This is a genomic window from Sphingomonas bacterium (assembly GCF_903643065.1).
GTDB lineage: Bacteria > Pseudomonadota > Alphaproteobacteria > Sphingomonadales > Sphingomonadaceae > Sphingomonas.
Genome location: NZ_CAHJWX010000051.1, coordinates 1 through 8,525, shown reverse-complemented (window position 1 = coordinate 8,525; position 8,525 = coordinate 1). Strand labels below are relative to the sequence as shown.

The following is an 8,525-nucleotide window of genomic DNA, read 5'->3' as shown; positions in this document are numbered from 1 at the left end:
TGCGCAGCCGGATCGACTTGGGCGTCACCTCCACCATCTCGTCGTCGTCGATATAGGCGATCGCCTGTTCCAGCGTCAGCCGCTTGGGCGGGGTGAGGCGGATCGCGTCGTCCTTGCCGCCGCTCGCGCGGAAGTTGGTGAGCTGCTTCGCCTTCATCGGATTGACCTCCAGGTCGTCCGTCTTGGCGTTCTCGCCGATGATGATGCCCTCGTACAGCGGGTCGCCCGGCGCGACCATCAGGATGCCGCGCTCCTCCAGGAAGCCGAGCGCATAGGCGTTCGCCTCGCCGGTGCCGTTGGAGATCAGCACGCCGTTCTTGCGGCCCTCGATATTGCCCTTGTACGGCCCATAGCGCTCGAACAGCCGGTTCATGATCCCCGTGCCGCGCGTGTCGGACAGGAACTCGCCATGATAGCCGATCATGCCGCGGCTGGGCGCGGAGAAGGTGATGCGCGTCTTGCCGCCGCCCGACGGCCGCATGTCGGTCAGCTCGGCCTTGCGGATCGCCATCTTCTCGACGACCGTGCCCGAATATTCCTCGTCCACGTCGATGATGACGGTCTCGTACGGCTCCGTCCGCTTGCCATCGCCGTCCTCGGCGAACAGCACGCGCGGGCGGCTGATGCCCAGCTCGAAGCCCTCGCGCCGCATCGTCTCGATCAGCACGCCCAGCTGCAGCTCGCCGCGCCCGGCGACCTCGAAACTGTCCTTGTCGGCGGCTTCGGTGACCTTGATCGCGACATTGCTCTCGCCTTCGCGCATCAGCCGGTCGCGGATCATCCGGCTCGTCACCTTCGATCCCTCGCGCCCCGCCATCGGGCTGTCGTTGACGGCGAAGCGCATCGACAGCGTCGGCGGATCGATCGGCTGCGCGTGCAGCGCCTCCGTCACGCTCGTGTCCGCGATCGTGTTCGCCACCGTCGCGACCGCCAGCCCGGCCATCGAGATGATGTCGCCCGCGCGCGCTTCCTCAATCGCGACGCGCTCCAGCCCGCGAAAGCCCATCAGCTTGGACGCGCGGCCCGTCTCGATGACGTTGCCCGCGTCGTCCAGCGCGTGGATCGGCTGGTTGACCTTGACCACGCCCGAATTGACCCGGCCCGTCAGGATGCGACCGACGAAATTGTCGCGGTCGAGCAGCGTCACCAGGAAGGTAAAGGCCGCGTCCTCGTTGAGCTTGGGCGCGGGCACATGCGCGACGATGCGGTCGAACAACGGCGCCAGCGTGCCCTCGCGCACCTCCGCGCTATCGCCCGCGTAACCGTTGCGCCCGCTCGCGAAGAGCACGGGGAAATCGAGCTGCTCGTCCGTCGCGTCCAGCGACACGAACAGGTCGAACACCTCGTCCAGCACCTCCTGCGCGCGCGCGTCCGACCGGTCGATCTTGTTGACGACGACGATCGGGCGCAAGCCAAGCGCCAGCGCCTTGCCCGTCACGAACTTGGTCTGCGGCATCGCGCCCTCGGCCGCGTCGACCAGCAGGATGACGCCGTCGACCATCGACAGGATGCGCTCCACCTCGCCGCCGAAATCGGCATGGCCGGGCGTGTCGACGATATTGATCCGCGTGACGTCGCCGGGCGCTCCCGCGGGGGGCCATTCGACGGAGGTGCACTTGGCCAGGATCGTGATCCCGCGTTCCTTCTCCAGGTCGTTGGAGTCCATCGCCCGTTCCTCGATCCGCTGGTTGTCGCGGAAGGTGCCGGACTGGCGGAAGAGCTGGTCGACGAGCGTGGTCTTGCCGTGATCGACGTGGGCGATGATCGCCACGTTGCGCAGGTTCATCATGTTTTCCCGGAAAAGGTCGCGCGCCCTTAGCCGAATTGCCGCATTGCGGAAAGGGTCGCCCGCCGGCCGCGTGCAACGTACGGCGCCTCGCCGTCGCGCCGCTAGAAGCGCCCGCCCAGCTCCACCCCATAGAAGCGCGGCTCACCGGCGATATAGGTCGGATCGCCGAACGCGCCGCCCGTGTTGCCGGCGTCGAGCAGGTAGCGCTTGTCGAGCAGGTTCCGCGCGAAGCCGCCGATGCGAAAGCGGCCGTCGTCCAGTTCGATGCCCGCGCGCAGGTTGACGAGCGTGTAGCCGCCCTGGCTGATCGCCTCGGTGTTGGGCAGCTCGAAATATTCCTTCGACTGGTATGTCGCCGACGGCGTGGCATAAACGGTCGCCCGGCGCCCCAGCGGCAGGCGCAGCGTCGCGCCGCCCGACGCGGTGTATTTGGGCTGAAGCCGGAAACGCGCGCCGGCATAGGTCGGCGCGACATTGCCCCCGCGATCGATCTTGCCGTCCAGATAGGCGAAGCTGCCGAACACGGACAGCGCCTTGCCGACGCTGTAGGTCGCCTCCGCCTCGACGCCCGGATCCTTGGCGGACCCCGCCGATTGGGTGGTCGTGGTCCCGTCGGGGTTGATGACCGAGACCTGGAAGCCGTCATAATCCTGGTAGAAGGCCGACAGCGTGCCGGTCAGCCCGCCCAGCCGCGCCTTCACGCCGGCCTCGTAGTTCCACACCACCTCGTCCGGCACGATCTGCAACGCGGGCGCCGCGCCCGTGCCAGCCGTGACCGCGGTCAGCTGCACCACCGGCGATCGGCGCCCCTTGCTGATCGTGGCGTACAGGTTGAGGCCGTCGGCCACCCGGAACAGCGCGTTGACGCGCGGCAGGACGGCCTGGAAGCTCCGCTCCGCCTCGAACTTGGTCCCATTGGTGCTGGCGATGCCGAGCAGGCTGGTGCGTACGCCCACGCCCGCCAGGATGGCCGAATTGGGCTGAACGCTGCTATAGCCCGATTGCCGGTCCTCGATCAGCACGCGCGCGCCCGCCGTGATCTCGACGCGGTGCGTCGGCAGCCAGGTCGTGTCGGCGAACACCGAATAGGTGTCGTTCTCGCCGAAATTCGTGAACACCGACTGGTACGGCACCTGGGTCGCGGCGCCGCGGGTCAGGATGCGGCTGGCGAGCGTCGCGGCGGGGATGGTCCCGTCGGGGCGGACACAGGCGGTGCCGGTCGGCACGCCCTGCCCGTTCAGCGCCGCGCGGAAGGGCGCGAAGGCTCCCGTGACGGAACAGGCGAGGTAGGTGCCCTCCTCGGTCGAGAAGGGCACGCGCTGGAAACCGTTCTCGAAGAACGCGTTCCAGCCGAACGAGGCTCGAAGGTGGCTGCCGGTGAACGCGAAGCGGCTTTCGTGGCTCCACTGGTCGCCCCGGGCATCCTCGGCGAACTCCAGATACCAGGCGGGGCCGCCATCCGCGTCGAACACCTCGTTGGCGTTGAAGCGGCGATAGCCGTTGACCGTGGTGAAGGTGATGCCGGGCGCCAGATCGACCTGCACCGTCAGGTTCGCGTCCTACACGTCGCGCTTGAGGCCCAGCTTGCTGTCGCCCAGCACGGCCGCGCTGAACGGGGAGCCGGACAGCTCGGCGCGGCCATAATCGCCGGTCTGTCCGCCGGTCGGCGCGAACACGCGGCTCTTGAACGCGGTGCCGGGATTGCCCTGGCCGTCATAGGTGCCGACCAGGTCGACCGTGACCCGGCCGGTCGGCCGCCAGCGCAACGATCCACGAACGCCGCGCTGATCCTGGCCGTTCAGATCGTCCTGATCGACGCGGCCCTGGTTCTGGTTGGCGACGTTGGGGCTGCCGGCAATGTTGCGGACATAGCCGTTGCGGTATTTGTACGCGAAGGCTAGCCGCCCGGCGAGCGTGTCGCTCCCGGCGTTCAGATAGCCCGACACCTGCGTCCGGTCGTAGTTGCCGTACGACGCGGTCAGGTTCGCCTCCGTGCCGGATCGGGGACGCGCCGAGATGATGTTGACCGCGCCGACCTCGGCGGCGGTGCCGAACAGCGTCGCCTGCGGGCCCTTCACCACCTCGATCCGCTCGATGTCGTACAGGTCCTGATAGGCGCCCCGCGTCCGCGAGATGTCGACGCCGTCATAGAAGAGCGAGACGCGCGCGCCCTGCTGGGCGGAGCCGTTGTCCGAGGTGATGCCGCGGATCACAAAGCCGGGATTATTGGCGCTCTGCTCCTGGATGCGCAGGCCGGGAACATACAACGCTACCTCCGACAGCGAGTTGACGCCGAGATCCGCCATGCGCTGACCCGTCACGGCGGTCACCGTCAGCGGCACGTCCTCGATCCGCTGTTCGACCTTCTGCGCGGTGACGATGACGTCGGCCGACGCGTCGGATTCGCCGCCACGTAGCTGGGGCTGCGCCGTCGCCTGGGCGAGCACGGCGGATGAGGAACAGGCGAGCAGGACGGCGGCGACGCCGGGGAGGATACGAAACATGCAGGACCCCTTTCAGCCATCGGCGGCTAGGGTCGGCCAGTTGCAGTTTCGCGTCTTCGCGGAGGCAGAACGATGGCGTCGCGCGTTGCTCGGGACGGGTCCCGCATGGATGGCGTCGACTCGACACATCAACGCCTGGCAGGGCACGACGGCACCATGGTTACCCGCACCGACCGTGGCACCATCCCCCCATTATGGGCCTCGTGAGCGTCGCCGCCTGGCCGAGCAGTCAGCCACCGCGCGACCACCTCCGCCCTGACGCGGCGGAAGCCAGGTGGTACGCTCCTTGTGTCGCTGACCGAGAAGATCGATCAGGGCGGTGGCCGGCGGGGTTTGTTTCGTCCGGCCACCGCGATGCTCACATCGCCATCATCTTCTTCTGCATCGTCTGTGCCTCGACCAGATGCTGCTTCACGTACGGCAGCGCGCTCTTCGCCGCCGCGCGCAGCGACGCGACATCGCCGCCCTGCGAATAAGCCGTCTGCAACGCCAGCGCGCCCTGATGCGCCGGGATCTGCTGACCGATGTACAGCTTGTCGAAGTCGCCGGGCGCGGCGTTCTGCAGCTCGGAGATCAGCGCGCGGAAGCTGGCGTCGAGCACCGGCGGCGGCGGCGTCACCCCGCCCGCCTTGGCCGCCTTGAGCGCGTTGTTGGTAGTCATCGTGTGATGCCCGATCAGCTCGGTGGCGTAGCGCTTCACCGCTGGGTTCTGCGATCTGGTCAGCGCGATCTGGCTAGACGTGATCTCGTACACGTCGGACTCGCCAGCCGCCATCAGAAACGGCTGCGCCTGCGTGTTCGCCTCGGGCGGTGCGGGCGGGGGCGACAATTGCGCCATCGCCGGCGCGGCGAACAGGCAGGCGGCAAGAGTGAAACGCGACAACATGACAGTTCTCCGAACCGGGGCTCAGCAATACAGCGCCCAGTCATTGGTAAAGTTCCGAATAGCCAAGTCATTGATCCACGTTAGATTTTCCAGTCGGGAACCGGAACCTTAACGATCCGTTCAGCCGCCCAACTAAGAAATCGTTGGGAACAAGAGAAATGATGCATCGTCGATATGCCCCCGCCCTGCTCGCCGCCGCCGCCTTCATCTTCGCCGCGCCACTCGCCGCGCAAATGGGCGCGATGCCGCAGGGTCAGCCCGGCATCCCGTCCAGCGGCGTCAAGCCGGTGGCGGCGAACCAGGCCGTGCTGGACGCGCTCAAGGCGATGAACATGAAGCCGATCCACACGCTGGAGCCGGTCGAGGCGCGCCTCCAGCCCACCTTCGCCGACGGCGTGAAGGCGGTGCTGACCCAGCAGGGCAAGCCGACGACGCCGCCGCCGGGCGTCAACGCTACCGACATCACCGTGCGCGGCGCCGCCGGCCCGCTTCACGCCAAGCTGTACAAGCCCGCCGCGCCGAGGGCCGGTCGCCTGCCCGTCATCCTCTATTTCCACGGCGGCGGCTGGGTGATCGCGTCGAGCGCTGTCTATGATTCGAGCCCCCGCGCGCTGGTCCGCGAGACAGGCGCGATCGTGATCTCCGTCGATTACCGCCTCGCGCCCGAGACCAAGTTCCCCGGTCAGCATGACGATGCCTATGCCGCCTATCAATGGGCACTCGCCAACGCCGCGTCGCTGGGCGGCGATCCGGCGAAGATGGTGCTGGCCGGCGAGAGCGCGGGCGGCAACCTGGCGGTGGCCACCGCGATCGCCGCGCGCGCCGCCGGCAAGCCGCTCCCGGTCGCGATCCTGGCGGTCTACCCGGTCGCCGGCACCGATCTGAACACCCCGTCGTATCAGGAGAATGCGAACGCGATGCCGCTCAGCCGCGCGGGGATCGCCTGGTTCGTCTATCACACCACCCGCTCGCCCGCCGACGCGAGCGACCCGCGTCTCAACCTCGTCGCCGCCGACCTGCACGGCCTGCCGCCGGTGACGATCATCGCGGCGCAGATCGATCCGCTACGCTCCGACGGGCAGATGCTGGAGGCCAAGCTCCGCGCCGCCGGCGTCAAGGTCACGCGCCGCGAATATCCGGGCACCACGCATGAGTTCTTCGGCGCAGACGCGGTGATCCCGGAAGCGCTCGCCGCGCAACAGTTCGCGGGCGCGCAGCTGCGCACGGCGCTGGGGAAGTAAGTCAGTCGGACGGCGCTCAGGGCGCCGTCCAGTCCTCCAGCTTGAGGCCGGCGACGCGGGCGAACTCGCCCGTATTGTTGGTCACGACCGTCATGTCACGAGCGAGCGCCTGCCCAGCGATCAATACGTCATAATGGCCGATCGGCGTTCCCGCCGCCCGAAGCGCCGCACGGATGCAACCGGCCTGAACACCATCGGCGGTGGTCAACTCAAGAATCGGGAGATCAATCGAGTACATCCGGCGCAAGTTCTCGATCGGCTTCGCGCTGTTATACGCGCCATAGGACAGTTCGAAGGCGACGATCGCGGACATCGCCACGTCAGCCCGCCGCGCGGCGAGACGAGCGATCGTTATGTCCGAACGACGGTTCAGCACCGCAATGACGATGTTAGTGTCGAGCAGGTACCGCATCAATCAAAGACGGGTTCGTCGTCCAGCGCGTTATCGGGATGATCGGGACCGATCCGGCCTTCCTCGACGCTACGAGCCCAATCATCGTCCATGCTGCCGGCCAAGTCATTGGCCCAGCGCCAGTTATCCTCGACGAACGGAAATAACGTCAGGCCGCCGGCTCGGCGTTCGATGATCCACGCTCCCGGCGCGAGCGCAGGCCAGTCGTCCGGCAGCAGCAGCGCCTGCCTGTTGCCGATGGTCGAGGCTTCGGCAAGGTCGGGACGGATCGGCGTCATCTCGTTCATCGCGTTCGGGCTCGCTGTCCTTGCTAGATGTCCATAGCACGTCCTATCCATCGTTGTCAGCCGAACCGGCTGTGTTATAAGCCTAGCACACGAGGGGCCCAGCATGGCGACGGACGCGACCACGATCACGGCGGACAAGCCGCTCACGCTCACCCCGCCCGATCCGGTGCCGGTGGTGCGGGCGGAAAAGGCGGCGGGGCTGGTGCCGGTCGCCGCCGACGTGAAGTCCAAGCTGGACGAGCGCGTCGAGGGCTTCGTCACCGATCTCGTCGCGCAGGACGTCAACTCGCCCGATTTCGGCCGACGCGTAGACGCGATCACCGCGATGGGCGCCAAGGAGATTCGCGACGCCGCCGGCCAGTCCAACCGCTTCTTGGACCGCCCCGTCCGCGCGATGGACGGCGACACCGGCGTCGGCAAAGACCTGGCGCAGCTCCGCCGCGTCGTCGAGGACCTCGATCCCGGCAAGCAGGGCAACCTGTCCGCGTCGAAAAAGCTGTTCGGCATCATCCCGTTCGGCAACAAGATGCGGACCTATTTCGACAGCTACAAATCTTCGCAGACCCATATCAGCCAGATCCTGAAGAGCCTCGCCTCGGGCAAGGACGAGCTGTTAATGGACAATGCCGCGATCGACACCGAGCGCGCGAACCTGTGGGCGGCGATGGGTAAGCTGGAGCAGATGATCCTGCTGTCCAGGACGATGGACACCCGGCTGGAGGACAAGGCGAACGAGCTGGACCATACCGATCCCGCCAAGGCCAAGGCGATCCGCGAGACCGCGCTGTTCTACACTCGCCAGCGCACGCAGGACCTGCTGACCCAGATGGCGGTCACCGTGCAGGGCTATCTGGCGCTCGACCTCGTCAAGAAGAACAATGTCGAGCTGGTAAAGGGCGTCGATCGCGCGTCCACCACCACCGTCTCGGCACTGCGCACCGCCGTCACCGTCGCGCAGGCGCTGACCAACCAGCGCCTCGTGCTGGAACAGATCACGCAGCTCAACACGACCACCGCCAACATCATCGACTCCACCGGCAAGCTGCTCAAGAGCAACACCGCGCGCATCCACGAACAGGCGGCGTCGGCCACCATTCCGCTGGAAACGCTGCAGCGCGCGTTCCAGAACATCTATGATACGATGGACGCGATCGACACGTTCAAGCTCAAGGCGCTCGACTCGATGAAGACCACCGTTACCGCGCTGGGCGGCGAGGTCGAGAAGTCGAAGGGCTATATCGCGCGCGCCGAGGGCGCGCAGCAGGGGCAGCTGAGCGGTCCGACCCCGGCGCAATTCAAGCTGGAAGCGGTGTAGCCGCGCGATGAGCGAGGTCGACGATCTGGTCGCGCGGTCGCGCGCGCTGTCCGAGCGGATCACGGCCGACTACGCCGGCGGCGGCGGCGCG

At 67.2% G+C, this 8,525-nt stretch carries 6 protein-coding genes and 1 pseudogene; 2 read left to right on the top strand and 5 right to left on the bottom strand.

Annotated elements, in window-relative coordinates; translation table 11 throughout:
* The 3 genes and pseudogenes from typA to HUU95_RS03280 form a co-directional block, all read right to left on the bottom strand.
* The coding region (gene typA, locus HUU95_RS03290) for a translational GTPase TypA (protein WP_174278796.1) at positions 1-1,786 on the bottom strand (1,786 nt) is incomplete at its 3' end.
* A 104-nt stretch (positions 1,787-1,890) separates the two neighbouring features.
* Positions 1,891-4,293: pseudogene (locus HUU95_RS14825) on the bottom strand (TonB-dependent receptor).
* 358 nt (positions 4,294-4,651) lie between these two features.
* Positions 4,652-5,179 (bottom strand): DUF4142 domain-containing protein, encoded by a 528-nt coding sequence (locus tag HUU95_RS03280; RefSeq protein ID WP_174278795.1) that lies wholly within the window; start codon positions 5,177-5,179, stop codon positions 4,652-4,654.
* Positions 5,180-5,340: 161 nt separating this feature from the next.
* Between HUU95_RS03280 and HUU95_RS03275 the strand changes: the two genes are divergently transcribed.
* Positions 5,341-6,420: an alpha/beta hydrolase gene (locus tag HUU95_RS03275; protein ID WP_254602593.1), complete on the top strand. Its 1,080-nt coding sequence runs from the start codon at positions 5,341-5,343 to the stop codon at positions 6,418-6,420.
* A 16-nt stretch (positions 6,421-6,436) separates the two neighbouring features.
* Here HUU95_RS03275 and HUU95_RS03270 read toward each other — a convergent pair whose 3' ends face one another.
* Both HUU95_RS03270 and HUU95_RS03265 read right to left on the bottom strand, forming a co-directional pair.
* Positions 6,437-6,832 (bottom strand): type II toxin-antitoxin system VapC family toxin, encoded by a 396-nt coding sequence (locus tag HUU95_RS03270; protein WP_217429752.1) that lies wholly within the window; start codon positions 6,830-6,832, stop codon positions 6,437-6,439.
* Positions 6,832-7,119: a hypothetical protein gene (locus HUU95_RS03265; RefSeq protein ID WP_174278792.1), complete on the bottom strand. Its 288-nt coding sequence runs from the start codon at positions 7,117-7,119 to the stop codon at positions 6,832-6,834. The genes HUU95_RS03270 and HUU95_RS03265 overlap by 1 nt, the downstream gene beginning before the upstream one ends.
* Positions 7,120-7,222: 103 nt before the next feature.
* On the opposite strand from HUU95_RS03265, the gene HUU95_RS03260 reads away from it, so the two are divergent.
* Positions 7,223-8,434: a toxic anion resistance protein gene (locus tag HUU95_RS03260; protein WP_174278791.1), complete on the top strand. Its 1,212-nt coding sequence runs from the start codon at positions 7,223-7,225 to the stop codon at positions 8,432-8,434.
* Positions 8,435-8,525: the final 91 nt, after the last annotated feature.

Coding starts and splice junctions, on each gene's coding strand:
- HUU95_RS03280 (WP_174278795.1), bottom strand. CDS start 5,179: ATGTTGTCGCGTTTCACTCTTGCCGCCTGCCTGTTCGCCGCGCCGGCG.
- HUU95_RS03275 (WP_254602593.1), top strand. CDS start 5,341: ATGCATCGTCGATATGCCCCCGCCCTGCTCGCCGCCGCCGCCTTCATC.
- HUU95_RS03270 (WP_217429752.1), bottom strand. CDS start 6,832: ATGCGGTACCTGCTCGACACTAACATCGTCATTGCGGTGCTGAACCGT.
- HUU95_RS03265 (WP_174278792.1), bottom strand. CDS start 7,119: ATGAACGAGATGACGCCGATCCGTCCCGACCTTGCCGAAGCCTCGACC.
- HUU95_RS03260 (WP_174278791.1), top strand. CDS start 7,223: ATGGCGACGGACGCGACCACGATCACGGCGGACAAGCCGCTCACGCTC.